The following is a 22,946-nucleotide window of genomic DNA, read 5'->3' as shown; positions in this document are numbered from 1 at the left end:
GGAGCGCGAAGCGCTCATGAGCCACACCTGGCCCGCGCTCCAACAGTTTATTCGGCAACCAAAAGTAGAGACGGTCAAACCTACGATTGCTATCTCCTTGCAATTTTCAAATGCACGATCGCTGACTCTGTCGAGCGTTGCTCCGCATCTATCGCGTTGCGCTTCTACCGCTCTTTCAGGTAAGAACGTCTTCCCATGCCGCTCGAAAATAACTTTCAGCACGACGAGCTGTCACGAAAGAACCCTGGTGAGCGCCTGAGCGTCGCAGATCTGGCGGATGTCGCACCTCCGGATTCGCCGGTTTGGGCCGAAACCATGGGCAAGTATGGGGTAGCCCTGTCTCGTGCCGCGGTCGCAAGCGTGGTCTTCCTTCATGGTTCTCTCCATGGCACCGATGTCTTCGGCATGCAGAGGCTGGATGAAGCGGGTGGACTCAAGCGGGGCTATTCTAGGGGCGTGTCCGGTGTTGATGCGCTGCTCGCAGCGATGCGCGAAGGTGACAATGGAATCCCGTTGCTGCCTGGTGGGTTAAAGCCGCCGCTTCCGGACGATGATGCGACGAAAACGCTTCTGGACCAACAGATCGGGGACGCGGGCAACTTCACCGACACCTACGTTCAATCATTCAGGAAGGGCATCAATCAGAATCTGGCTCAGCCGATCACCTGCCTCAGGCTGCTCTGGTCATGCGAGCACCACCATCTAGGGCGGGCAGTCGCCGCCTTGTCCCTGCTCGCTGAGCTACACAAGCTCTGTAACCATCAGAACTTGGGGAAAGGGCATCGAATTCTGATACAGGCTCATGGACAAGCCGGACTGATTCTGGCGCTGCTGTCCAACCTTCTCTGTCCAAGCCCCATCACCGGTCGACCAAGGTTCCTCCAGATTCTCGCCGACTATGCCGACCAGACAAATCAGTCCAAGCTCACCGGCACCATCAAACTCGTTGAGTCCTTGCTCGCGACGGGGTCCCCCTTGAATGAAGTCGCACTCGACATCGTGACTTATGGTACACCGGTTCGCTATGGGTGGGATCCCTCTGGAATTGGGAAGCTACTGCACGTCCTGAATCACCGGAACTTACGAACGGATGGAAAGGGCTGGCTGGCGAAGATGGAGCTGCCCCAAATTACCATGGAGATGCCGATTGCCTGGGGCGGAGACTATATACAAGAATTGGCGGTCGCGGGCAGTGATGCCGTCCCTCCGACTGAGCCTGCTAAGGCGGCGAATAAGAGAGTGTGGGAAATGGTCGAGCCGTACGATGGGTTCGAACGGTGGCTGGAATGTGCCAGGCGAGCCGTGCGTTTTCCCAGCGAAGGAAACTGTCTCCTCGTCGATTACAAGGACAGCACCGGCTCGACCAATCCTCGCGACCATTACTACGGCCACGCAGTGTACACGCGGCGGCATGCACGGCTGTTCAATACGACTCAAATCGTCCGAGTTTTCTACGAGGCTTAAATCTTCTTTGTCGCATCTGCCGCCTCTACAGGCTCGCTCCCGCTTCGGGCCGGCCCGTACTCGGAGTCTGAATTGAAGGCTGCCAACAACACCTCTTCAATCCGTTCAGCCAGGATGAACGTAAGTTGGTCACGCACCTCTTGCGGGACATCCTTGAGATCTTTCTCATTGGCCTTCGGCAGAATGATCCGTTTGGTGCCGGCCCGATGGGCCGCCAGTACTTTTTCTTTGATGCCGCCCACCGGCAAGACCAGTCCGCTCAGGCTGATTTCACCCGTCATCGCCGTGTCGCTTCGTACGGCCTTGCATTCGTAAGCCGAAGCCAGGGCAGTTGCCATAGTAATGCCGGCCGATGGACCGTCTTTCGGAATGGCTCCGGAAGGCACGTGAATATGGATCCCGTTCCGCTTAAACCGAGAGATGTCCAAACCCATGCTCTCTGCATGCGACCACAGATAACTCCTGGCCGCCCGCGCGGACTCTTGCATGACGTCGCCCAACTGGCCCGTCAGAGTCAACTCGTGGCTGCCGGGGAGCAAGGTTGTTTCGATATAGAGCACGTCGCCTCCGGTCGGGGTCCAGGCCAGGCCGGTTGCCACGCCAGGAGGCAGGCTCTTCCGAGCTTCTTCCGGCATAAACCGTTCGGAACCTAACCACTCGCCAAGAAGGTCTGTCCGAATGGCGACGGGCTGTCGCTCCTGACCTTCAGGAAGGTCGGCGAATGTCAAGGCCACTTTTCTGGTCAACCGCCCCAGCATCTGCTCAAGCTGGCGCACACCGGCCTCACGGGTGTAACGAGAGATGACGAGATTCAATACCTCGTCCGTGAGGACTGCTTGGCTACCCTCGATGCCCGCTTCCTTGAGCCGCCTCGGCCAGAGATAACGTCGGGCAATTTCAGCCTTCTCACGCTCGCTATAGCCTTGAAGGCGAATCACCTCCATCCGATCCAACAGGGGTTGGCTGATGGTGTCAAGGGTGTTGGCGGTGGTGATAAAGAAGACCTTCGACAGATCAAACGGAAGATCCAAGTAATGGTCACGGAATGTGTGATTCTGTGCCGGATCCAGGACTTCCAACAGAGCCGAGGCCGGATCGCCACGGAAGTCGCGTCCCATCTTATCGACTTCGTCAAGCATCAAGACCGGATTGTTGACTCCGGCCCGGCGGATGGCCTGGATGATGCGACCTGGTAGAGAACCGACGTACGTGCGGCGATGGCCGCGCAGTTCTGCTTCATCATGGACGCCGCCGAGGCTGAATCGCTCGAACTTCCGGCCCATCGCCCTCGCAATCGATTGCCCCAAGCTTGTTTTACCGACGCCGGGAGGACCGACGAGGCAGAGAATGGGGGCTTTCGCCGTCGGGTTGAGCTTCAAGACCGCCAGGTGTTCAACGATGCGTTCTTTTACTTCCTTGATCCCGTAGTGGTCTTCTTCCAACACCTGTCGGACCGTTGAAAGATGGAGGTGTTCTTCGGATGCCTTCTTCCAGGGGAGTTCGAGAACCAGCTCAAGGTAAGTCCGAAGGACCTGATGGTCGGGTGATGTCGGCGGGACCTTGCTCAACCGAGCGGCTTCGCGTTCGACTTCCTTGCGAATAGGCTCAGGCAAGTCTGCCTCAGCAATCTGCTTTCTCAGCCGAGCTGCCTCGTTCTCCTCACCCTCGCCTTCGCCAAGCTCGTCCTGAATGGCTTTCAGTTGTTCGCGCAGGATATACTCTCTTTGATTCTTGCCGATTTTGGTCTGCGCATCCTTGGCGATCTTTTCACGCAACTGCAGTATTTGGATTTCCTTCGACAGCGCGGTGTAGAGGCTGCGAAGAAGGTCCAACGTCGAAGAGCTTTCGAGCAAGCGCTGTTCTTCCACCACATCAAGATTGACGAGCGAAGCGATACGATAGGCCAGCGCCACGGAGTCATCCTCGTTGCTCAACACCGTGCCGACCTCTTGGATGCCGGGAGCTTGGATCAGTCTCGGCAGGTCCGACACAAGTTCTTGAATGGCTCGGTGAAGCGCTTGGACTTCGGGGCCACCGTCCGTAGGACGTCCCAAAGAACGGACACGCACGATGGAGTAAGGAGTGGCCTGTTCTTCTTTCAGAAGCACGACGCGATCCAGCCCCTGAACCAGCGCATGGATTGTTCCCTCTGACGACTGACCGATTTGTTTGACGGTCGCCTTCGTGCCGATGGAATACAAATCGGCCAAGCCTGGTTCTTCAGTTTGAGGATCTCGCTGCGCGACAACGACGATGAGCTTCTCCTCGGTCTTCATTGCGGCATTGACCGCAGCGACGGACCGCTCTCGCCCAATCGTCAACGGCATCATCACTCCTGGGAACAACACCGTCCGTTTGACGGGGAGTATCGGCAATGTCGACAACAGATTATTATTTTCCATAGGAGTCCATCCTTGCTCGACGTTCAAGACATTATAACAACCTGATAGGTTTCCTTGCGTGGAAGTCAAGGGAAAGAATTTAGGACAAGCAATAACTCCCGGAAGCTCGTATCGCTGTATCCCGGTGATCTTGAAAGGTTTCTTTCCACTCGCGGTCATCACCTGTTTTCCGGCAGGCCGCTCGTTTTCGCAGGCATCGCTCGGGGCCAAGGCTTGACGCCGGTGTGCAAAGCGCAGCGTATTTGTGCTATCCGTATTGTATTCCTAACGAGAACCACCCGAAGCAAGTTCTCATGAACTATTGCAGCCACTGTGGCGCAACGGTGACGCATAAAATTCCTCTCGGGGACACCTTGCCCAGGCACGTGTGCGACCAGTGCGAACGCATTCATTATCACAATCCAAAAATCGTCGCAGGTTGTATTCCGGAATGGGAGGATAAAATCCTCTTGTGCCGACGGGCCATTGAACCTCGGCTAGGGTTGTGGACGTTTCCGGCTGGATTTATGGAGCTCGGCGAAAGCATTGAGCAAGCGGCGGTGCGCGAAACAGTTGAAGAGGCCCATGCAGACGTCACCATTACCGGGCTCTATGCCGTGCTGAGTCTACCCAATATCGGACAGGTCTATCTGGTGTTTCGTGGCAGAATGCAGACACCGGCGTTTCAGGCGGGACCGGAAAGCTTGGATGTCCGAATGTTTCCTCTCTCCGACATTCCCTGGGAGACGATGGCCTTCCCCGTGGTCAGCGAAGCCCTGCGGCGCTACGTGGCCGACGCGAAGAACGGAACGTTTCGGCTCCACCTCGACAGCCTACCGGACAAGCCGGCGTTCTGACGACGATTGAGGGGGCTCCGGAAATTCTGACGGTGTGGTAAGTGGGAGTCTGGCTTCACCCATGACACCACGGGGTGGCCGAGCCATTCATGGTCCATCCCCCCCCCCAGATCAATGACTGGAAGCACTACCTATTGGCCCGGGCCGCAAACGTATGGGGCGGGACGAGTGAAAAGGTAGAAGTCACGAAGCAGTTAGTGGAAGGAAAACGGCACCGGCGCAAAGGTGACCACGAGTACGGCCAAGGCAATCCATCCGACAATCGTTCGGTTACGACCCAACGGAACATGAGGATCCATGACAGGAGGATGCCCGATCCCCCACAGCCCCGCCATGAACGCCCACAAGAACCAGCCTGACCAGCCATAGAACCCTAAGATCAACAGAATTGGAAGAAAGGCGAGCGCCATCGTCCGTTGGCGCCGGCCACACAGGGCATATGCGACATGGCCACCGTCGAGCTGGCCGATCGGAAGCAGATTGAGGGAGGTTACGAAGAGCCCAAACCAGGCGGCAAACCCGATCGGATGGAGCACGACATCAGCCTCTGGTGGTAACGGCCCGATCACCAGCCACGATATGAACTGCAGCAGCAAGGGTTCGCCCAGGTGTAAGCCAAAGGTGGCCGTTCGATCCACAACCGTGGACAGACTGAGTCCGACGATCAGCACGAGGACGGCGACCACGAAGCCCGCCAAGGGACCGGCGACCCCGATGTCGAACAAGGCGCGGCGGCTCAGAATCGGACCTCGCATGCGGATGATGGCGCCGAACGTCCCGATGAAATGAGGAGGCCCGGGAATGAACAGCGGCAAGGAAGCTGGCACCCGATGGATTTTCGACAAGAGATAATGCCCCAACTCATGCGTCGTGAGGATAAAGAGCAGCGCGCCGGCAAACGGGATTCCCCGCCAGAGGCTCTCAGGAGTGGTCAGGAGAAAATTCAGAGGTCCGCGCACCGGACCGTTATAGACTTGGTAGGCCCCTGCCCACAAGGTGGTAAAGACCGTCATGAGAAAGAGGACGATCGGCAATGTCCACTTGGAGAAAAACGACGGCTCTTCCTCAGCAGCATCCTCTATCTGGTCCGCTAATTGTGGAACCCGCTCTTCGCACGCTTCCATGACGCGACCTCCATCGAACTCGCGAGGTTCATGTCGTCCGAATCCATCCATACAATCCCTGCTTATTGAATCGCCCCAAACGGATTATGGTCGAGTTCTTCCTCAACCGTCGTGGCAGGTCCATGTCCGGGCAAGAGCCGATAGTCCGGTGAGAGGGTGAGCACTCGGGAGCGAACCGAATTGAGATGCGTCGAATACAGTTCCTTGGGATTGGACCGGCCGATTGATCCGGCAAAGAGCGTATCACCGACAAAGCAGACTGGGTGTCGTGCATCATCCAGCCGATAACAGATGCCGCCAGGCGTATGGCCCGAGGTCGCCATACAATGAACCGTGCGTCGCCCAACCTGGATGGGCAAACCATCGCCCGGCACGACCAGCAACTCGGCCCCTGGCCGCCAACTCAACAGACCCACATCCTCCGGTCCAAGATACACCGGGACTTCATATTGGCTCAGAATCTGCTCGATGCCATCGGCATGGTCTGCATGTCCATGCGTCAAGGCAATGCCGACAAGGCGCATTCCTCGCCGACGAAGCAAATCAAGCATCGCGGGCGCGTTGTAGGCGGTATCGACCAGGAGCGCCTCCCCCTCATCATGCAGAATGTACCCCTGCACACCATATCCGTGAATAGACCCATGCACCATGTCCACCCACGACGGCATGTGCTGCGCAACCGGCTCCCACTTATCGATGGCGATTTGCTCGAGTGGTACGGATCGCAGACCCAAGGCCTTCGCGAGTGCGCGCACCTCCGCACGGTCTCGCGGCTGATCGCCACGTTCCAGCGCCGTAATATCGCCGCCGGGCAATCCTGTCATCCGCGCAACATCGCCGACCGAAAGGCCCTGTCCGGTGCGTGCTTTCTTCAGAATGTCGCAAAAATCATCTTCGAGCGGCATACGAGCGCCTTATCCGTTCAGCGATCACTTAGGCTTGCCGAAACTGACAAACCCTCATTCGGAAATTCTCCCGCTATTGATCAACCGGATAAAGAGTACCATGACTCGGTCACTTCGGTGAAACCCACCCTTCGGTGCTTATACGCTTCACAGTACCGCGCTATGCGACGGGGATCAAGGCAATGAATTGGTGAAACGATATGACATTCGCCACGATGCCGCGGAAGTCAAGAAGGAGTTGGGACAATGAAAGTCAAACGACTGAAGGTGGGAGTGCGCTCATTAGGGAACGTGCACGCCGATCTGAAACTCCTCGCCGACCTCGGTCTGGTACAGCTGGGACCGGGTACGCAACCAAGGGACTCCGTCACTCCGACTGTCCCCTACGAACGAATTCGTTTCGAAATTGCGGTGTGATACTCGAAAACGAAATCGTCTCGATCGGCATACGACCCCTCGTGTCATGGCGACGCGGGACCTGGCCGCGCTTCGTCTGTCGAGAGAACTTGCCCTTCCGAGCTCAGTTTGATCTCCTGCACATCCCCAAACGCCGCAAGGGCTTTTGGCAGCGCTGCCCCTGATCCGACGGCGACGATCTTCAAGCGATCCGGGTGCAAATGTTTCTTGGCAGCCGCTAAGACGTCTTCCTTGGTCAGCTTGACCACCTTGGTGCGCAGCTGCTGCAGAAAGTCCTTCGGCAATCCATCGTATTCTAATTCTACCAACCGGCTGACGATCGCCGAAGGACTGGAAAAGGAAAACACGAACGAATTGACGTACGCTTCCTTGGCTTCAGCAAGCTCTGCATCGGTCACCGACTCGGCACGCATCCGTTCGATATTCGCCACAAACCGATCGATCACTTCCTGGGTGGAAATCAACTTGGTTTCCGCTCGCATCAACCAGATACCTTGGTCATGCATACCGGTATTGAGGCGGCTCCCGACGGAATAGGCCAAGCCTCGTTTCGACCGCACGTCATTGAACAGACGGCTGCGGAATGAGCTTCCCCCCAAAATATCGTTCGCGATGGCCAATGCGACATAGTCGGGATCATTCTCCTTGATCGAGAGATGTCCCACCCGAAGATGGGTCTGCGAGGTATCTTTCGCGACGAATCCGACAACAGGTCGGACCAACTCCGCCTCCGGCACATCGGAAATTTTCAGCTCCGGCACCATTCCCTTTTTCCAATCTCCGAAGACCTTACCGAGAGAGGCGATCATCTCGTCTCTCTTGAAGTCACCCGTCACCCCGAGGATCATACCGTTCGGGTGAATCGTGTTGCGATGGAACGTGACGAGATCGTCCCTGGTGATGTGTTTGATCGAGTCCACCGAGCTTTCTCGCGCGCTCGGATGATCAGACCCATAGAGCATCTTGGCAAATTCCCGGCTGACGACAGAGCCGGGATTATCCTGACGCCGGCGGATCCCCTCCATAGCCTGCAACCGGGCCAGTTCGACACGAGAGGGCTCGAACGCCGGCGCTCGCAGGAGCCCGGCAAAAATCTCCAAGCCCCGATTCACATCCTTGCTCAGCACGTCCAGGGATGCCGATCCGGATTGTCTGCCGATTCCGATGCTCACATCGACCGCGAATTGTTCCAGTTCAGCATCAACCTGCTCTGCCGAAAGACCGCCACCGCCACCGGTGCGCATCACCGCCCCGGTCATGCCCGCCAGTCCGATCTTATCGGACGGATCGAGCCAACTACCGGTCCGCATCGTAGCCGTGATCGTCACCAAGGGTAGCTCATGGTCTTCGAGCAGATAGAGGACCATGCCGTTGTGCAGAACGACTCGTTCCGGCTCCGGTGGTGAAAATTCCACCGGCTTAAACGTCATGGTTCTGGGATCGCTGACGGTCGAATCGGCTGAATAGGCGACCGCAACGGACGTCAGCAGTATCATCAGCATGCCGAGCTCCGTCCCCGCCCGGCGAACGCTCCTCCGACTCAACCTCTGCCTCATGGCTTCACCTCGCCAGCCGGCATGGCCGCAACGATATTACCGGTACCTTTCTTCACCAAGACCGCGACGGTCCGATTCGACTTGGTAAAGTACTGTTTCGCCACTCGCTGTACATCGGCAGCCGTGACCGCAGCAACCTTGTCACGAGATGTCAGGATGTAGTGCCAATCACCGGCCACCGCCTGATAGAGCGCGAGTTGAGAAGCCAGACCGCTGTTCGATCGCAGGCCTCGCACCAAATCTGCATCCAAATTGTTCAGCACCTTCTCCAGCTCCTTGGAGGAAACCGGTTCACGCTTCAACCGCTCGATCTCCTCGTAGATGGCGGCCTCTACTTCCGCTGTCGTATGAGGGGCCAACGGCGTAGCCGTAAAAATAAATAGATTCGGCGCACGCACACCCGGATGGTTCGCATCCGACCCGGCTGAGGCAGCCAGACGTTTTTCCCGCACCAAGGTCTGATGCAAGCGAGATGTGAGTCCGTCGCTCAGCACCGCATCGATCACGTCAAACACATCGTCGTCAGGATGCCCCAAGGTCGGTTTGTGGTACCCGATGACAATTGCCGGTTCCGCATCAAATTCCACCTCGACTCGTCGCTCACCCCGTTGTTCCGGCTCGACCGTCACCAGGGGTGGCGGCGGGAGCGCGGCAGGAATCTTTCCGAACGTCTGTTCGATCAAGGCAATCGCTTCTTTCGGATTGATATCACCGACCAGAGCAATCGTGGCTTGATCCGGACCATAGTGGGCTTTAAAGAAGGCCTCCGTAGCGGCAGGTGTCAGTGACAGGATATCGGATCCCCATCCAATGGTCGGGACCCCATAACTATGGGCCCGGAATGCCGCCGACGTGAAGGTTTCGAACAACAGCCCGTTCGGGCTGTCGTCGTTACGTAGACGCCGTTCTTCCATCACGACACCGCGTTCTTTATAGAACTCGCGCAACACAGGGTTGGCCATGCGATCCGACTCGATCGCCGCCCACAATGGCAACCGATTAGACGGCAAACTGATCATGTACCGCGTCACGTCCTTGCCCGTTGATGCATTGAGTCCCACCCCGCCGTGTCGCTGGTACAACAGAGCCATTTCATTCCCGACAACATACTGAGCGGCCTGAGCCTGTAGCTCTATAAGGCGCTTTTGAAGTGATTCGATCGTGGCTCGCTCTTCAGCCGTCGCGCCATCTCCTTTGGTGGCCAGCTCACGCTGACGTTGGTCCAGCTCGGTCCCGACCAGCGCGAGTTCGTCTACAATCGGTTTTTCCTTCTCATAGTTCGTCGTACCGACCAACCTGGTACCCTTAAAGGCCATATGCTCGTAGAGATGCGCGAGACCGGTTTGGCCGACCTGCTCATTGACGCCGCCCACGGCGAAGGTGATGTTGATCGAAACGACAGGCGTCTGATGTCGTTCGACCATGAGCACGGTCAACCCATTGGCCAACCGATGCTCGATTACACGTTCGGCAAGATTCGGCGACCCCGCAAGAAGTGGGGCAAGGTTGAGAGCAAGGCTCAAGAGGATGCCCGAACAAATAATCAGGAATTTATCCCGCTTACGGACAAGAGCTTCACTCAGCCTCAATCTGGATTTCATTCGAATATCTCCATCAATTGTTCAGGCCTCTCGATGAACCAATCTGGTTCACAAGCTTGCATCTTCGCTCGATTCCCCATTCCATATCCGACGGCACAGACACGAATACCCGCGTTATGTCCTCCGTTGATATCGTTCGTGCTGTCCCCGACGAGGACCGTCCGCTCTGTCAGTGCACCTGCCTTTTCCATGATGTGCAATAACATCCCTGGCTCCGGTTTCAGCCCAAACCCATCGTCTCCACCGACCATGTACCGAAAATGTTGCGGACCCAAGCCGTTCAGAATGACGCGGGTGTATTCGATCGACTTGTTGGTCGCAATCGCCTTGTCTTTGTTGGCGAAATGTTGCAGCATCGGCTCGATGCCAGGGTAGAAGCTGGTCCTGTCCAAGCAATGGGCGAGATAGTAGCTTCGAAATATTTTCAACGCTTCCTCGAACTTGGCCTGATTGCCCTCTCCTACTGCAAGGCGCAGTAGCCGCTTGACGCCGTCGCCGACAAAACCGAAGATCTCTTCAATGGGACGTTCGGGCAACCCCAGCTCGGTAAGGGTGAAGTTGACGGATCGCGCGATGTCCCACTTCGATTCGATCAGCGTACCGTCGAGGTCAAAAATCAGCAGGTCTACGGGGATCTGGGCCATTACTTTGCCTTTCGCAAAGATTCAACGAGTTCCGCAAGGATCCTACGATGAGTCTCATCTTGTTCATTGGTTTCGGCTTCGCGCGCAAAGCTCACCATCCGCTTCAGTCCGACATGCGGCGGGATCATCGGATCGAGGATGCGCCAGAAGTTCTCCACGACCTTCACGTGAAAACGAACCTCTTCCGTCGTTTCCTCGGGGACGAAGGTGGCGGTTTCCAGATAGACCGCCCCCCGCACATGATAGGTGACCGGAATGATCACTTCCAGATTGTTGAGGATCTCCCACTTTCGATAATCCTCCGGGACGGTTGTTTTCTCAACAACAACGACACGGCCCCAGGCAGGTTCTTCTCTCCAATCAATATAGGGGGTCAAGGTTTCGAATGACGGAGCGTCTAAGCGAGCACCCTTCCGGTCCAACAGAACATACCGCTTCACCACTTCCGCTGGAGATCGCCTCATCGAACCGCTCGGACTCAGTTGTGCGTTCGAAGAGACAGCCAAGGCGAGGACAGCCAGGGTGACTAGATAGTGGACCAGGCGCTTGGGTAAAGGATTCACGCGTCTAACCGGATAGATCACACACACATTGATCTCGCACAATACCGCATAGACACAAGTCAGAGGTACATCCGACAGCTGTTTTCTTCAGATATAGACCTAAGCCGCCTCATTCTAGCAAACCGACCGAGAGACATCCAGGTAACGAGATGATCACTCCTGCGTCGTTTGACCTTTTTGAAAAACGAATGCTACGGTCGCCCTTCAGGTCAACGTCTTGCCAAGGAAAAAGAACCTGTGTTCACCCTTCGATGGAGATGGATTCGGCTCATCGGTCTTCTCATCCTACTGTGCACGTTCAGCTTGGCATCCCCCGTCTTCATTGCCACTGCCGATCTTGGTAACGGGCCTCTGAATATCAACAACATTGTCAGCCCGCCAAGTCAAATCGAGCCACCGCCCGCTCTCGCAACACCTCCTCGGAAAGCCTACAACCTGCTCAAACAGCTCGAAGAGCGAAGCTGGATACCGCTACCGGGCTATGTCGGAGGGCGTGAATTCCAAAACCGGGAACGGCGTCTTCCACGAGGCTACTATCGAGAGTATGATGTTAACCCCAAGAGACAAGGTCGTAGGCGCGATGCCGAACGACTCGTCATCGAGCAGCGAACCGGAAAAGCTTACTATACCGGAGACCATTACCGAACGTTTGCCCCTCTGAACTGACAAACGTTCGAACCGAGAACAGCTCTATGGCGGGAAACTCTACCTTACAGATTCATCTTTGCAATGCGACCCCTCCCTGGTCGGCTCTCCTTGTCGTTCCTCGTGGGACCTCACCCTCAGGGTTGGTGAAAACGCCGCCGGGGTATGTCTTGCGTACCATCCAAGGAAAGAAATGTGGAACTCCATCGGGTCTCTTCGGTGAGTTCGCACGAGCGCTCGACTTCCCGGATTACTTCGGACACAACTGGGACGCACTCGAAGAATGTCTGGCTGATTTGGAGTGGCTTCCGGCCAACGGGTATATCCTACTCATTACCGACACACAAGCCGTGCTTCCAGAGGATGAAGAAGAGTACGACACATTGCTGGAAATCCTCGACGACGCCGGCGAGGCTTGGAGCAAGGGACAGACCGCCGACGGCCGGAGCGCCCCATTCCACGTCGTGTTCGTAATTGCCGAGCAGGACAAATCGAAGAGAAAGCACTGGGAGCTGGAGGAATTCTCCTCCACCGATTCGAAGACAGCCAAGACGAAACCCAGCCCGAGACGTTCAGCCAAGCGGTCCAGAGAATAAGGCCTTCAATGACAAGCTGTAATAAGATCGCACTGTCAGGCCAAAACAATGACCAAGGCGAAAACCAAAGAGCATTTCCAACTTCCAGTCGATGCATCAGATCTGTCACCGTATCTGAATCGATTGAACTGAATCTGTTACGACATTTTTTGACCTCCCACGCGCTCTCCAAACAGATCGCACAGCAATCAGTTTCTTGACCGGCTCTCGCCCACGTGATAGGGTGCGCCCCCGTTATGATAACAGCTCGCTCTGCCAAGCTCTTCACCGAGGCTCAGCAACTTATTCCTGGCGGCGTCAATAGCCCTGTCCGCGCCTTCCGCTCGGTCGGAGGACAACCGCGCTTTATCGCACGGGCGAAAGGATCGCGGCTCTATGATGTGGACCGCAACGTCTATATCGACTATGTGCTGTCGTGGGGGCCGATGATTTTAGGCCACGCCCCTTCCGCAGTGATCACCGCGATCAAGAGCGCGGCCGGGCGAGGCACGAGTTACGGAGCGCCGACTGAATCGGAAGTATCACTAGCCCGGGAAATACGGCACGCCTTCCCTTCCATGGAAAAGATCCGGCTTGTCAGCTCCGGCACCGAAGCCGTCATGAGCGCCATCCGCGTGGCACGCGGATTCACTAAGCGGACCGGCGTCATGAAGTTCGAAGGCTGCTACCATGGCCACGGCGACTATCTATTGGCCAAAGCTGGGTCCGGCCTGGCTACCTTAGGGATTCCTGATTCACCGGGTGTCCCGGACGACTTCGCCAAACATACCCTCACCGCTCCCTATAACGATATTCGTACGGTCCAGCAACTGATCAAAGCCAATCGGGGTCAGCTCGCCTGCATCATTGTCGAGCCGATCGCAGGGAATATGGGAGTCGTCCCTCCAGCTCCCGACTTCCTCGCGGCGTTGCGACAGCTGACCAGCGATCACAACATCCTATTGATTTTCGACGAGGTCATCTCCGGGTTTCGTGTCGGTTATGGAGGGGCGCAGGCCCTCTATGGCGTCGCCCCGGATCTCACGGTTCTCGGGAAGATCATCGGTGGAGGGTTACCGGTCGGTGCCTACGGCGGACGGAAAGAGATCATGGATCTCATCGCACCGGTTGGCCCGGTCTATCAGGCCGGTACTCTCTCCGGGAATCCGCTGGCAGTCTCAGCGGGACTGGCAACCCTCAAGCAGTTGCGGGTGAAGGGGGTTTATCAGAAACTCGAAGAACGATCGGCAGCTCTAGCCAAGGGGATCGGCGAGGCTGCAAAAAAGACTGGGATTCCCGCGACACAAACCAGAGTCGGGTCGATGCTCACGACCTTCTTTACCCCAGGTCCTGTTGTGGATTGGAATACGGCGAAACAGTCCGACACGAAGCGGTACGGCCAATTTTTTCACCAGATGTTGGAGCAGGGCGTCTATCTGGCGCCTTCTCAGTTCGAGGCTGCCTTCCTCTCCACTGCCCACAGCGCACAGGACATCGAGAAGACCATCCGCGCCGCGCACGCCGCCTTCAGAAAACTCTAGAAACATCCTTTGGGGACGCAGGTAGCTGTATCTTCCAAGATACAGATTGATATCAGTTTAGATACAGAGTTGTTCCCCCAGAAACCTCGCCTGCTTTGACGACTGACACTCGATGATTCCTTATTCGTCGTCCTCGTCTTCTTCCTCTAGCGCCTCCTGCCGCTTCTGTTCTTCCATCGCGTTGTGCAGCAACATGCGGATAAACATGGAATAGAGCGACCCTTTTTCCAATGTTCCGCCGGGCGGGATGGCGATTTTCCCTTCCTTAATCATGCGATCCATCCAAGCTTTCTGATCAGGGGCGATCAACACAGGAATTTCGACCAGCCCCACCTTTCCCATCATATCCATGACATAACCCTCCGTGAATCAACAGAAGTCCGATTCGATGCACCGTCGCATTGCAGCATGCCGTTTTGCACGTTGTCAATCGATCGGAACCTGGCACGACACCTGCGTCTGCGAAATGTCATGAGCTGGAGTTCAAGAATCGTTACGGCATGGTTGCTCATCGGCTGGGCGTGGTTTGTCCTATCACCGCCCGACGCCTCGGCAGAATCCCTCCAGAAATCCACCCTCGGATCCACTCTCAACCAGCAATGTGATCTCTGCTGGTATCCCTCGCCCAATGACCAGGATCCTGATCGCCTTCCCACATACAAGCAACCACGCCACAAACGTCCCCCGGACAGCCGACCCCAACGCTATCCCAAAGGACGGTACAAGCTCGATCCTCCGCACAAACAGTCCCGGCTTTCCACTCTTCGGGCCCGGTCGAGACACGAGATGAAGGTGTTGAGCAATCTGCAAGTACGTGCCGTCGATGGCGATACGATTCGTGTTGGAGGCGAGCGGATCAGACTTCGCGGTATCGACACGCCAGAAATGAGCGAACTCGCGGGGCCAGCAGCCAAACAACGCCTAGAAGAACTCCTGCGCAACGGCCCGATTCGCATCGTGCCGCATGGCCGCGATGTCTACAATCGCCTCCTGGCCGATGTGTTTGTGAACGAACAGAATGTCGCGGAGACGTTGATCCAAGAGGGATACGAGAAGCCGAGGTCATAGAGGCTCCGAACCCTCATCGTTGAAACGTGAGGTGTTGGCGATCCGTCGTAAGTCCCGTGAATTCTAATCGCAAGGCCAACGAGGGATGGAACCAAACGTATCCAGCCCTAGGGTAATGCTTAAAACGTATTAGTCCTAAACGTATGACCGTACTTTTACTATAGTTAGCTCTTGACAGAGATTTCGGATGCGAAGATTATAGCGTCCCAAACTTTGTTCCATGCGCACTTATGTCTTTTCGCAAGCTCACTCAAACACTTTTAGGTAAAGGCCTATCGGCTCACAGTAGTAAAAATGGGAATAACTAGGGCGTGTCATCAATTAATTTTCTCGATTCACAGAGCCATCGTGTTGTGATTTACTCCGTCCCAGACCAAAGGAGGGGTCTGCGGATGGTGAGACGGTATGGATTGCGTGATGACCAATGGGAGAAGATCGAGCATCTGCTGCCTGGTCGTGAAGAGACGGTGGGCGTGACGGCGAAGGACAACCGGCTGTTTGTGGAAGCGGTGTTGTACCGGTATCGCGCGGGGATCCCGTGGCGGGATCTGCCGGAGCGGTTCGGAGATTTCCGAGTGATCCACACACGCCATACGCGCTGGAGTCGACGCGGCGTCTGGAAGCGGGTGTTTGAACGTCTTGCTGACGATCCTGACAACGAATACGCGATGATCGATTCCACCATCGTTCGTGCCCACCAGCACAGCGCTGGTGCAAAAGGGGGCACCACGCGCAGGAAGCCATCGGACGCAGCAAGGGTGGCCTGACCACCAAAATCCACGCCACCTGTGATGCGTTGGGTAACCCAACGGGGTTTCATCTCACCCCAGGGCAGGCGCATGACCTGGAGGGCGCCGATGTCTTGCTACCCGGCATTGACGCGGATACCATCATTGCCGATAAGGCCTTTGATGCCGATGAACGGGTGATCCAGCCGCTGCAACGAGCGGGCAAGGTCGTGGTCATTCCCCCCAAAGCCAACAGAACCACCCCCCGCGAATACGATCAAGACCTCTACCGAGCCCGGCATCTGATTGAGAACTTCTTCGCCAGACTCAAGCAATTCCGCGCCATCGCCACCCGCTACGACAAACGCGCCGCCAATTTCCTCGGTGCCATCTATCTCGCTGCTTCAATGACATGGCTTAATTGATGACACGCCCTAGAGTTCTAGATGAAACTACAAGTGTTTGTATCGTACTGCCACGCTGATAATCCACCAGATCAAGGTCGTCTTCCTGCATTTGTTGATGCCTTACAGTACGCTGGGGGAAACCTCTTCGATGTAATTGTCGATCGAACGCACTTAGACGCAGGAATCGGGGCAAACCTCAACTCATTCATAAAGCAGAAAGTGGACGACGCAGACGCAATCGTCGTCCTTCTAACACCGAATTATCGGGCGCGTATAGTCGAACACACCAAATGTGGGGTTTATGATGAGTATAGGCGGATCTATGATCGATTGCAGGAAGCAGAAGAGAAGAAGGCCTACGGGCGGAACTTCTTGAGTTTTCCAATTATTTTCTCCGGCACTCATGAGAATTCCTGTCCTTCTGAGCTGAAGCCACTCATCGCTGGAGACCTGGGATGGCTTTACGTCCGAGGAAATGGCCACAAGTACGCATTACGAAACAACATGCGAAACCGTTTGAGAGATTTCTGCACTGGGCTAATCTCACGAACCGCTGCTATCGTCGAGACTAAACGGGCTAGGGCGTGTCATCAATTAAGCCATGTCATTGAAGCAGCGAGATAGATGGCACCGAGGAAATTGGCGGCGCGTTTGTCGTAGCGGGTGGCGATGGCGCGGAATTGCTTGAGTCTGGCGAAGAAGTTCTCAATCAGATGCCGGGCTCGGTAGAGGTCTTGATCGTATTCGCGGGGGGTGGTTCTGTTGGCTTTGGGGGGAATGACCACGACCTTGCCCGCTCGTTGCAGCGGCTGGATCACCCGTTCATCGGCATCAAAGGCCTTATCGGCAATGATGGTATCCGCGTCAATGCCGGGTAGCAAGACATCGGCGCCCTCCAGGTCATGCGCCTGCCCTGGGGTGAGATGAAACCCCGTTGGGTTACCCAACGCATCACAGGTGGCGTGGATTTTGGTGGTCAGGCCACCCTTGCTGCGTCCGATGGCTTCCTGCGCGTGGTGCCCCCTTTTGCACCAGCGCTGTGCTGGTGGGCACGAACGATGGTGGAATCGATCATCGCGTATTCGTTGTCAGGATCGTCAGCAAGACGTTCAAACACCCGCTTCCAGACGCCGCGTCGACTCCAGCGCGTATGGCGTGTGTGGATCACTCGGAAATCTCCGAACCGCTCCGGCAGATCCCGCCACGGGATCCCCGCGCGATACCGGTACAACACCGCTTCCACAAACAGCCGGTTGTCCTTCGCCGTCACGCCCACCGTCTCTTCACGACCAGGCAGCAGATGCTCGATCTTCTCCCATTGGTCATCACGCAATCCATACCGTCTCACCATCCGCAGACCCCTCCTTTGGTCTGGGACGGAGTAAATCACAACACGATGGCTCTGTGAATCGAGAAAATTAATTGATGACACGCCCTAGCTTCCGCGAGCACGAACGTAAACTCTTCGAATCATTTCTCTTCCGAGATACTAAGTCTGCATGGGACAAAAACGAAAATCAAAGGTACCTGCACGACTGTATTGTGAAGACATCCACCTTTCTTAAAGTTCGTGATCGTGAAGTTAGCTTTCTTGTCGGAAGGAAAGGTTCAGGAAAATCCACGATCACACACGTTCTTCCTCTCCTCTCTAACCGACCTCCAATGGCTGTCGTTCGGATCGATTTCGAACAACTTCCCCTGACACTTTGCTTCAATGAACTCTCGAGCAGGATGGAACAGTTCGAAGAACTAGCAAAGACATTTTCCCCTCTTTACAGTTACCAACTCGTGTGGGATGCCTTTCTGCATCTGATTTGTGCATGGGAGTTACGTGAATCACTCCCAGAACGATCCCACCTTCGACGTCTACTGCTGCAACTTGTCGACACCCCAGTCGATTCAATCATTGACGAAACAGAAAGGACTGCGGTTATAACGAAATCCCTGTTCGCCTATTCATTGCGCAAACTCCTCGATTTTGTTGGACCGCGTACCCATGCTGCACTTTCGCCTTTGGCCCTACCAGCTAAAGTTGCTAGCTTTACGCCGAGCAAATTTCGTGACTTTGTCCTCGGCCCAAAGTGCGCGGCTATTATCGCCACAGCTCTCAATCAAATCACCGCTTCAAATGGAAGAATATTAATAACAGTTGATGGATTCGACACCATGACCGGCTACTTCACAAGCCACGGACACACTTCGCGAGATCAAAATGACTTTGAACTTGAAATTTTACTGGCACTATTGCAGACGGTGTTGAACAAGGGACCTGCTAGGCTATCTGGCGGGAAAATCTATGACGTCTCGGACTTCTGCATTGCCATACCTTACGACCGTTTCATTGCACTCCGTGTGGAAGATCGCGACCGATATCAATATCGACACCGTTTTGCCGCTGTAGAATGGTCAGGAATGGAACTGTCCGCGCTGATCCGCAAGAGATTGGCTCTGCTAGCTAAAGTACCAGACCCTCGCGGTCGTCTTCTCGAAGACAGGTTTAGCGATGTCATGCGCCGAGGGTTCCCTCAATTTCCTGACCAACTTGATTTCCATTTTGGCTCTCGTAAGTACAGGCTTCCTCTATTCTCGTACGTGCTTCGTCATACATTTTGGCGACCAAGGGATGTCCTTTTCTATTTTGCTGCTCTACTCACAGCTTTTCGACCTTACGAGCGTGCAAAGCGTCAGATGCCTACTGAATTTGTGAGACAAGTAATTGCAGGATCCACGCGGTTCATCGTTGAAGATGAATTCATCAAAGAGTTTGAAGACTCTTTTCGAAATTTGCGGCAGGTTATTTCGGCCTTCCGCCATGCGCCACAGGTTTTGTCCTGGAATGGCCTAAAAAAACGGCTTGACCCACTCCGATTTGATATGTCAACGCAGGAAATTGCTCCAGCCAACTTGGAGTGGAAGGTCGAACAACTCTACAACATTGGCGCTCTTGGAATTATTCTAGATTATACAACAGCTGACAAGTTATCTGCCTACCGCCATGCCTTTTCTTTCAATGAGGGCAGGTTGCTTAGTGATAAATTAGGGAGAGACTTATACCCCTCGCTTCAATACGCTCTGCATCCAGTGTTTGAAGAATGCCTACTTCTCAACACTTCGCAAAATCCTGAGCTAGTGCTTCCCATGGGATGGGCCGATCTACATTTGAACGAAGAATTCCGTCAAACGAGGCCCATCACATAGCTCTAGTGAAGCAGAACGCAAGGTCAAGGCTGGTGCCACCTATGAAAAACGGCTGTCACTGTCAAGGGGCCGGCCCGACCGTCGGCGATTCGGATCCTTGGGCGTCTCTGCGGACCACAAGTCCGTCACATCTTGTTGTGTGCATGAGACCCTCCGCCTCATGCTTGAGGGGAAGAAACGGCACCGGGAATTGTTTCTGGAGTCTACGCTTGCCTCAGATCTGCAGCACGCACTCCCGCACACGATGCCCCAACCCGCAGTGGTAACCCCCTCTCCATTAGCACTGTATCGACTTCGATGCGAGCCGCATCAGTTCTGATCCAAGGTTTCTCTCGAACGACCAGGAGAGTGAAGATTATAGTCGCGTGTTGCGATCACACCTTGCGCGATCAAAAACGCCTAGGATTGAGGGTCAGGTCTTACAGCAGAACACTGACTCTGGTATGGTTCCCTGCTATGGCACGACCCCTCCGCCTTGAATATCCCGGTGCCGTCTACCATGTCACGAGTCGCGGTAACGCCCGGCAGGCCATCGTGCTCGACGATCGAGACGGCACGCTCTTCCTAGACAGGCTGGCCCACGTCATCGATCGCTTCGGCTGGCGCTGTCACGCCTACTATCTGATGGAACGAACAGAACGTGGCGGAGACATTGATCCTGGAGGGATATGAAAAGCCGCGATCATAGGGAGGGGGAAGCCGAGTCGCGGGACGCAAGTCCCTATTTTGTCTCAAGATGTATCTGACAGAATCCGGCAAAGACAGCCTCGTCGCTTTCCCACACCAGCGACCTACACGCGATAGGTCAACAACTTCTCTTGCATCACCATACGACTATTCGTATAATCACCCCGCATGAAGGCCGCGTACTTCGTCGGCACGGCTCGCAAAGATTTGGCACACTTCCCGGAGGCAGCACGACGGCGGGCGGGACACGAGCTCTTCATGGTGCAAGCCGGGCGAACGCCGTCGGACTTCAAGCCGATGCCGGGCGTCGGAGCCGGGGCTTACGAAATCCGTGTGCGGGACGAAGCCGGTTCATTCCGCGTGATCTACGTGGCCAAATTCGATGACGCCGTCTACGTACTACATGCTTTCCGGAAGAAGACACGAGAGACCGCGAAGGCGGACATAGATCTGGCAGCGAGGCGCTACAAGTTCATCGCGGAGGAGTTATGAAAAAAGCACGCGTACGCATCACACGAGGCAGCGGTAATGTGTTTCTTGATTTGGGATTTCCTCCACACGAGGCGGCCGTTATGCTGCTGCGTTGCGAGCTTGCGGAGGCATTACGCAAGTGGATGACCCGCGAAGGATTGACCCAGGCACAGGCGGCCAAACGCCTTAGTGTGGTTCAACCGCGCATCTCCGAGATCGCGTGTAACAAGGTGGACAAGCTTTCCCTCGACTACCTGGTGGGCCTCTGTGCCAAAGCCGGCGTAACAGTTTCGGTCAAATTGGCAGCGTAGTAGGCTAGGAAATGGCGATGGCACCATCCGAAGAACATCGGGAATGTCCTCGTAGATGGCCATGATCTATGCGCACGTGTTAAACGTGTAGAAAAGGTGTGCGGAGCCCAGCAGATGCGCTGGTCCAAAGGTTGAGCTCTTCGCTGCGGTAACGGAGCTATGCCGGTCCGTCTACTCAATATGAGACGCTTCGCAAAACAAAGACGCCAGTGTATAGTGACAAGAGACTAATGAGGCTGGAAGGTGGCGAGTATGGAAACAAAGACCATTACCATTCGCGTCAGCCCTGAAGCAGCATCTGCCTACGAGACAGCGCCCGCCGAACAACAGCGAAAGCTTGATGCCCTGCTCAGTCTGAAACTTTCGGAAGTAACGCGCGCGAAACGACCCTTGGAAGTCATCATGAGTGATCTGACCCGCAAAGCCCAAGAGCGGGGGTTGACGCCAGAAATTCTGAAATCCATTTTGAATGAGCGGTAGCCCACGGTACGTCTTCGATACGAACACTCTGATAAGCGCCTTGTTATTTGACCACTCCACCCCAGGGCTAGCGTTTCGTCGTGCTCTGAAACAGGGAGAGGTTCTCAGCTCGCCCGTGACGCTAGAGGAGTTGGCCGAGGTGCTCCAACGGGAGAAGTTCGATCGCTACGTGACTGCTGCTGAACGCGAAGAATTCTTGGAAGCCTTTGTAGAGCGAGCGACCTTCATGGAGCCCTCAGCAGAGATACGGATCTGTCGCGATGCCAAGGATGATAAGTTTCTGGAGTTGGCAGTCAGTGGAGGGGCTGCCTATCTGATCAGCGGGGACAACGACTTACTGTCGTTAAATCCATTTCGTGGGATAGTCATAGGGACGGCATCCGAATTCTTGGCGACCACTAGTAGAGAGGAAGATGTCTAACAAACGGCGTGCAGGCCGACCGCAGCCCGCGAACGGTTCTTGGTGAATACGGAAAGACACATTTGGGCGACGGCCGCTTCTCATGGGGCTTTCGAGCGATATACGTAATTTCTATCCAGACGACTGATCATCTCCAAGGATAAGCTTCGATTCTTGGTCAGAATTTTCGACACCTGTGCGCACCCGATGAGTAGTGCCTCAAGGTTTTTGCGTGTCATGCCAAGTTGATCCATCTGATATGCTGCTGCGCTGCGAGATTGCGGAGGCATTACGCAAGTGGATGACTCGGGAAGGATTGACCCAGGCACAGGCGGCCAAATGCCTTGGGGTGGTTCAACCGCGCATCTCCGAGATCGCGTGTAACAAGGTGGACAAGCTTTCCCTCGACTACCTGGTGGGCCTCTGCGCCAAGGCCGGTCTGACTGTGGCAGTCAAGTTGGCCGCATAGCTGAACGCTTCCTTTCAAAGCCCGACGGCCAAGCGGCGCCCGAAAGGCCACCAAACTGGAACGGCAAGATTATGAAGAAACCCATCCCTCATTAACGCCAACGCAGATCCACGGATGAGATGCGGGCCGAATACCGCTTCAACTATGCGAAGGCGAAACCGAACCGGTTTATGTCTCGCCTGAAGCAAGGCGCCATCGCGGTCATCCTCGATCCGGATGCCGCCTCAGTTTTTCGTTCTTCAGATGCCGTCAATACATTCCTTCGCTCAGTCATCGCGACGTTACCTGAGCGGGAAGATCAGCGAGCGAAAGCCGGCTGACAGTTGCCAGAAGCAGCTCAGGGATCCGGGAACCCTTGATTTGTCCTAATCCTCTAACATCCCCTGAATCCAATCCGATCCATCTGTTATCCGTTCAGATACAGATGCACGCCGTCCCACTTTGAAACACTTCG

General features: G+C 55.4%; 25 protein-coding genes. 16 read left to right on the top strand and 9 right to left on the bottom strand.

Features of this window, described 5'->3' with window-relative positions; translation table 11 throughout:
- Positions 1 to 195: 195 nt before the first annotated feature.
- Positions 196 to 1,464 carry a hypothetical protein gene (locus P0119_03775; GenBank protein MDF0665177.1) on the top strand — a complete coding sequence of 423 codons (1,269 nt, stop codon included), beginning with the start codon at positions 196 to 198 and terminating at the stop codon, positions 1,462 to 1,464.
- Here P0119_03775 and lon read toward each other — a convergent pair.
- The gene (gene lon / locus P0119_03770) at positions 1,461 to 3,866 is read right to left on the bottom strand and encodes an endopeptidase La (protein MDF0665176.1); all 2,406 of its coding nucleotides are present in this window, start codon (positions 3,864 to 3,866) and stop codon (positions 1,461 to 1,463) included. The two genes, P0119_03775 and lon, sit on opposite strands and share 4 nt — an antisense overlap.
- 293 nt (positions 3,867 to 4,159) lie before the next feature.
- Between lon and P0119_03765 the strand changes: the two genes are divergently transcribed.
- A complete protein-coding gene (locus P0119_03765) occupies positions 4,160 to 4,702 on the top strand; it encodes an NUDIX hydrolase (protein MDF0665175.1) in 543 nt (180 codons plus the stop codon).
- A 194-nt stretch (positions 4,703 to 4,896) separates the two neighbouring features.
- On the opposite strand, the gene P0119_03760 is transcribed toward P0119_03765, so the two are convergent.
- Together P0119_03760 and P0119_03755 are read right to left on the bottom strand one after the other, a co-directional pair.
- Positions 4,897 to 5,877: a site-2 protease family protein gene (locus P0119_03760; GenBank protein MDF0665174.1), complete on the bottom strand. Its 981-nt coding sequence runs from the start codon at positions 5,875 to 5,877 to the stop codon at positions 4,897 to 4,899.
- Positions 5,878 to 5,888: 11 nt separating this feature from the next.
- Positions 5,889 to 6,731, bottom strand: coding sequence for an MBL fold metallo-hydrolase (locus tag P0119_03755; GenBank protein MDF0665173.1), 843 nt, complete (start codon positions 6,729 to 6,731; stop codon positions 5,889 to 5,891).
- Positions 6,732 to 6,977: 246 nt separating this feature from the next.
- On the opposite strand from P0119_03755, the gene P0119_03750 reads away from it, so the two are divergent.
- Positions 6,978 to 7,148 carry a hypothetical protein gene (locus P0119_03750; GenBank protein ID MDF0665172.1) on the top strand — a complete coding sequence of 57 codons (171 nt, stop codon included), beginning with the start codon at positions 6,978 to 6,980 and terminating at the stop codon, positions 7,146 to 7,148.
- A gap of 44 nt (positions 7,149 to 7,192) precedes the next feature.
- On the opposite strand, the gene P0119_03745 is transcribed toward P0119_03750, so the two are convergent.
- The 4 genes from P0119_03745 to P0119_03730 are packed head-to-tail and all read right to left on the bottom strand — an operon-like array spanning position 7,193 to position 11,413.
- Complete coding sequence (locus P0119_03745) at positions 7,193 to 8,650, bottom strand: pitrilysin family protein (protein ID MDF0665171.1); 1,458 nt, start codon at positions 8,648 to 8,650, stop codon at positions 7,193 to 7,195.
- 50 nt (positions 8,651 to 8,700) lie between these two features.
- On the bottom strand, positions 8,701 to 10,305 hold the full coding sequence (locus tag P0119_03740; GenBank protein MDF0665170.1) for a pitrilysin family protein: 1,605 nt from the start codon (positions 10,303 to 10,305) through the stop codon (positions 8,701 to 8,703).
- Positions 10,302 to 10,949 (bottom strand): HAD-IA family hydrolase, encoded by a 648-nt coding sequence (locus P0119_03735; GenBank protein ID MDF0665169.1) that lies wholly within the window; start codon positions 10,947 to 10,949, stop codon positions 10,302 to 10,304. Before P0119_03735 ends, P0119_03740 begins: the two co-directional genes overlap by 4 nt.
- Positions 10,949 to 11,413 carry a hypothetical protein gene (locus tag P0119_03730; GenBank protein MDF0665168.1) on the bottom strand — a complete coding sequence of 155 codons (465 nt, stop codon included), beginning with the start codon at positions 11,411 to 11,413 and terminating at the stop codon, positions 10,949 to 10,951. Before P0119_03730 ends, P0119_03735 begins: the two co-directional genes overlap by 1 nt.
- 336 nt (positions 11,414 to 11,749) lie before the next feature.
- On the opposite strand from P0119_03730, the gene P0119_03725 reads away from it, so the two are divergent.
- From P0119_03725 to hemL, 3 genes are all read left to right on the top strand, one after another.
- On the top strand, positions 11,750 to 12,178 hold the full coding sequence (locus P0119_03725; GenBank protein MDF0665167.1) for a ribonuclease domain-containing protein: 429 nt from the start codon (positions 11,750 to 11,752) through the stop codon (positions 12,176 to 12,178).
- A 26-nt stretch (positions 12,179 to 12,204) separates the two neighbouring features.
- Positions 12,205 to 12,753 carry a barstar family protein gene (locus P0119_03720; protein MDF0665166.1) on the top strand — a complete coding sequence of 183 codons (549 nt, stop codon included), beginning with the start codon at positions 12,205 to 12,207 and terminating at the stop codon, positions 12,751 to 12,753.
- Between the two features lie 236 nt (positions 12,754 to 12,989).
- A complete protein-coding gene (gene hemL / locus P0119_03715) occupies positions 12,990 to 14,273 on the top strand; it encodes a glutamate-1-semialdehyde 2,1-aminomutase (GenBank protein ID MDF0665165.1) in 1,284 nt (427 codons plus the stop codon).
- Between the two features lie 120 nt (positions 14,274 to 14,393).
- Here the strand turns inward: hemL and P0119_03710 are convergent, their stop codons facing one another.
- On the bottom strand, positions 14,394 to 14,624 hold the full coding sequence (locus tag P0119_03710; protein ID MDF0665164.1) for a hypothetical protein: 231 nt from the start codon (positions 14,622 to 14,624) through the stop codon (positions 14,394 to 14,396).
- 120 nt (positions 14,625 to 14,744) lie between these two features.
- Between P0119_03710 and P0119_03705 the strand changes: the two genes are divergently transcribed.
- A complete protein-coding gene (locus P0119_03705) occupies positions 14,745 to 15,341 on the top strand; it encodes a thermonuclease family protein (protein MDF0665163.1) in 597 nt (198 codons plus the stop codon).
- 395 nt (positions 15,342 to 15,736) lie between these two features.
- Positions 15,737 to 16,494 (top strand): IS5 family transposase gene (locus tag P0119_03700; GenBank protein ID MDF0665162.1). Its coding sequence is split into 2 segments (ribosomal slippage): positions 15,737 to 16,069 and positions 16,072 to 16,494, totalling 756 coding nucleotides; the frame shifts between segments, so codons are not numbered across the junction.
- A gap of 572 nt (positions 16,495 to 17,066) precedes the next feature.
- Here P0119_03700 and P0119_03695 read toward each other — a convergent pair.
- Positions 17,067 to 17,824, bottom strand: a protein-coding gene (locus P0119_03695; GenBank protein MDF0665161.1) for an IS5 family transposase whose coding sequence is annotated in 2 segments (ribosomal slippage) — positions 17,067 to 17,489 and positions 17,492 to 17,824 — 756 coding nt in all. Because the reading frame shifts where the segments join, the coding sequence is not laid out codon by codon here.
- A gap of 77 nt (positions 17,825 to 17,901) precedes the next feature.
- Between P0119_03695 and P0119_03690 the strand changes: the two genes are divergently transcribed.
- From P0119_03690 to P0119_03655, 8 genes are all read left to right on the top strand, one after another.
- A complete protein-coding gene (locus tag P0119_03690) occupies positions 17,902 to 19,674 on the top strand; it encodes a hypothetical protein (GenBank protein MDF0665160.1) in 1,773 nt (590 codons plus the stop codon).
- Positions 19,675 to 20,130: 456 nt separating this feature from the next.
- Positions 20,131 to 20,346, top strand: coding sequence for a transposase (locus tag P0119_03685; GenBank protein ID MDF0665159.1), 216 nt, complete (start codon positions 20,131 to 20,133; stop codon positions 20,344 to 20,346).
- Positions 20,347 to 20,529: 183 nt separating this feature from the next.
- Positions 20,530 to 20,853 carry a type II toxin-antitoxin system RelE/ParE family toxin gene (locus P0119_03680; protein MDF0665158.1) on the top strand — a complete coding sequence of 108 codons (324 nt, stop codon included), beginning with the start codon at positions 20,530 to 20,532 and terminating at the stop codon, positions 20,851 to 20,853.
- Positions 20,850 to 21,143: an XRE family transcriptional regulator gene (locus P0119_03675; GenBank protein MDF0665157.1), complete on the top strand. Its 294-nt coding sequence runs from the start codon at positions 20,850 to 20,852 to the stop codon at positions 21,141 to 21,143. The genes P0119_03680 and P0119_03675 overlap by 4 nt, the downstream gene beginning before the upstream one ends.
- A gap of 252 nt (positions 21,144 to 21,395) precedes the next feature.
- Entirely contained in the window at positions 21,396 to 21,623 is a 228-nt protein-coding gene (locus tag P0119_03670; GenBank protein MDF0665156.1) for a hypothetical protein, read from the top strand.
- Positions 21,613 to 22,044, top strand: coding sequence for a putative toxin-antitoxin system toxin component, PIN family (locus tag P0119_03665; protein ID MDF0665155.1), 432 nt, complete (start codon positions 21,613 to 21,615; stop codon positions 22,042 to 22,044). Before P0119_03670 ends, P0119_03665 begins: the two co-directional genes overlap by 11 nt.
- 211 nt (positions 22,045 to 22,255) lie before the next feature.
- Positions 22,256 to 22,492, top strand: a complete 237-nt coding sequence (locus tag P0119_03660) for an XRE family transcriptional regulator (GenBank protein ID MDF0665154.1) — start codon at positions 22,256 to 22,258, stop codon at positions 22,490 to 22,492.
- A 119-nt stretch (positions 22,493 to 22,611) separates the two neighbouring features.
- A complete protein-coding gene (locus tag P0119_03655) occupies positions 22,612 to 22,812 on the top strand; it encodes a hypothetical protein (protein ID MDF0665153.1) in 201 nt (66 codons plus the stop codon).
- The last annotated feature ends 134 nt before the right edge of the window (positions 22,813 to 22,946 follow it).

The organism is Nitrospira sp. (genome assembly GCA_029194665.1).
GTDB lineage: Bacteria > Nitrospirota > Nitrospiria > Nitrospirales > Nitrospiraceae > Nitrospira_D.
This window is presented reverse-complemented; position numbering and strand designations above follow the sequence as displayed.

Coding starts and splice junctions, on each gene's coding strand:
- P0119_03750 (MDF0665172.1), top strand. CDS start 6,978: ATGAAAGTCAAACGACTGAAGGTGGGAGTGCGCTCATTAGGGAACGTG.
- P0119_03710 (MDF0665164.1), bottom strand. CDS start 14,624: ATGGATATGATGGGAAAGGTGGGGCTGGTCGAAATTCCTGTGTTGATC.
- P0119_03745 (MDF0665171.1), bottom strand. CDS start 8,650: ATGCTGATGATACTGCTGACGTCCGTTGCGGTCGCCTATTCAGCCGAT.
- P0119_03665 (MDF0665155.1), top strand. CDS start 21,613: ATGAGCGGTAGCCCACGGTACGTCTTCGATACGAACACTCTGATAAGC.
- P0119_03730 (MDF0665168.1), bottom strand. CDS start 11,413: ATGAGGCGATCTCCAGCGGAAGTGGTGAAGCGGTATGTTCTGTTGGAC.
- P0119_03755 (MDF0665173.1), bottom strand. CDS start 6,731: ATGCCGCTCGAAGATGATTTTTGCGACATTCTGAAGAAAGCACGCACC.
- P0119_03705 (MDF0665163.1), top strand. CDS start 14,745: ATGAGCTGGAGTTCAAGAATCGTTACGGCATGGTTGCTCATCGGCTGG.
- P0119_03775 (MDF0665177.1), top strand. CDS start 196: ATGCCGCTCGAAAATAACTTTCAGCACGACGAGCTGTCACGAAAGAAC.
- P0119_03765 (MDF0665175.1), top strand. CDS start 4,160: ATGAACTATTGCAGCCACTGTGGCGCAACGGTGACGCATAAAATTCCT.
- P0119_03720 (MDF0665166.1), top strand. CDS start 12,205: ATGGCGGGAAACTCTACCTTACAGATTCATCTTTGCAATGCGACCCCT.
- P0119_03670 (MDF0665156.1), top strand. CDS start 21,396: ATGGAAACAAAGACCATTACCATTCGCGTCAGCCCTGAAGCAGCATCT.
- P0119_03685 (MDF0665159.1), top strand. CDS start 20,131: ATGGCACGACCCCTCCGCCTTGAATATCCCGGTGCCGTCTACCATGTC.
- P0119_03740 (MDF0665170.1), bottom strand. CDS start 10,305: ATGAAATCCAGATTGAGGCTGAGTGAAGCTCTTGTCCGTAAGCGGGAT.
- P0119_03675 (MDF0665157.1), top strand. CDS start 20,850: ATGAAAAAAGCACGCGTACGCATCACACGAGGCAGCGGTAATGTGTTT.
- P0119_03680 (MDF0665158.1), top strand. CDS start 20,530: ATGAAGGCCGCGTACTTCGTCGGCACGGCTCGCAAAGATTTGGCACAC.
- P0119_03655 (MDF0665153.1), top strand. CDS start 22,612: ATGCGGGCCGAATACCGCTTCAACTATGCGAAGGCGAAACCGAACCGG.
- P0119_03690 (MDF0665160.1), top strand. CDS start 17,902: ATGACACGCCCTAGCTTCCGCGAGCACGAACGTAAACTCTTCGAATCA.
- P0119_03760 (MDF0665174.1), bottom strand. CDS start 5,877: ATGGATGGATTCGGACGACATGAACCTCGCGAGTTCGATGGAGGTCGC.
- hemL (MDF0665165.1), top strand. CDS start 12,990: ATGATAACAGCTCGCTCTGCCAAGCTCTTCACCGAGGCTCAGCAACTT.
- P0119_03735 (MDF0665169.1), bottom strand. CDS start 10,949: ATGGCCCAGATCCCCGTAGACCTGCTGATTTTTGACCTCGACGGTACG.
- lon (MDF0665176.1), bottom strand. CDS start 3,866: ATGGAAAATAATAATCTGTTGTCGACATTGCCGATACTCCCCGTCAAA.